The organism is Azospirillum sp. B506, from assembly GCF_000333595.1.
Taxonomy (GTDB): Bacteria; Pseudomonadota; Alphaproteobacteria; order Azospirillales; family Azospirillaceae; genus Azospirillum.
In genome coordinates, this window is sequence record NZ_BADK01000437.1 from 1 (window position 1) to 1,280 (window position 1,280).

The following is a 1,280-nucleotide window of genomic DNA, read 5'->3' on the forward strand; positions in this document are numbered from 1 at the left end:
CCGGGTCCCTGGTCGATCTTGCCGCCGTCCTCGATGATCTCGATCTGGCGGCGGGCCTCATACTCGATCGCCTGCATGACGAAACGGATCGAGTTGACGTTCTTGATCTCGCAGCGGGTGCCGAAGGGATCGCCCGGCTTGCGCACCGACACGTTGACGTCGCAGCGCATGGAGCCTTCCTCCATGTTGCCGTCGCAGGTGCCGAGATAGCGCAGGATGGAGCGCAGCTTGCGCACATAGGCGCCGGCCTCCTCCGAGCTGCGCATGTCGGGTTCCGACACGATCTCCATCAGCGCCACGCCCGACCGGTTCAGGTCGATGTAGGTCTTGGACGGGTGCTGGTCATGCAGCGACTTGCCGGCATCCTGCTCCAGATGCAGGCGGGTGACGCCGACGGTGCGGCTGGTGCCGTCCGGCAGATCCAGCACGATCTCGCCCTTGCCGACGATCGGCTGCAGGAACTGGCTGATCTGATAGCCCTGCGGCAGATCGGCGTAGAAGTAGTTCTTGCGGTCGAAGACCGAGTGCAGGTTGATCTGCGCCTTCAGACCCAGACCGGTGCGCACCGCCTGTTCGACGCAATATTCGTTGATGACGGGCAGCATGCCGGGGAACGCAGCGTCGACGAAGCTGACCTGGCTGTTCGGCGCGGCCCCGAATTCGGTGGCGGAGCCGGAAAACAGCTTCGCGTTCGAAATCACCTGGGCATGGACCTCAAGCCCGATCACGACTTCCCAATCGCCCGTTTCACCCTGGATGTACGACATCGTTCCGCTCTTCGACGTTCACGGCACGGGACGGGACGGGCGCCGCCCTTGGAAAGGACGCCCCGGCCATACCCTTGGAATCCTGTTTCTTCTAGCGCCCTTTGCGCCCGCGCGCACGCTTTATCGCGCCGCCGCCGATCGAGCCGCGCCATACCCCCATTGTGCGCCCCGCCACAGACAGGCCGTTAACCCTCGGGCAAGCTTTGATCGCCACGCTGAACGGATCGAGCGCGGGAGGGTTTGATGTCGGTGCCAAAGCTGCTGCGGAAGGTCGGGTTCGGTGCCGCCCTGGGCGCGCTGATGATCGCGGGTGCGGCCCTCGGCCATGCCGCCACCCAGCCGGACGGCCTGTCACTCAGTCCCGCCGGCGCCTCCCCTGGCGCCATCACTCCGATCACAGTCAACCCGGCGCCGGCGGCCCAGGCCTCCTCCGAGTTTTCCGACGCGGCCATGTCGCGCAACGACCAGGGCGACTTCACGTCCTGCGCTGGACGGCATCATCACGCCAGGGGC

Annotated in this window: 1 protein-coding gene and 1 pseudogene; one reads left to right on the top strand and one right to left on the bottom strand. The window is 65.8% G+C overall.

Features of this window, described 5'->3' with window-relative positions:
* A partial coding sequence (gene gatB / locus I71_RS13345) for an Asp-tRNA(Asn)/Glu-tRNA(Gln) amidotransferase subunit GatB (protein ID WP_042695346.1) occupies window positions 1–767 on the bottom strand: 767 nt, incomplete at its 3' end.
* A 243-nt stretch (window positions 768–1,010) separates the two neighbouring features.
* Here gatB and I71_RS13350 point away from each other — a divergent pair.
* Window positions 1,011–1,280 (top strand): annotated as a pseudogene (locus I71_RS13350) (hypothetical protein); the annotation flags it as partial.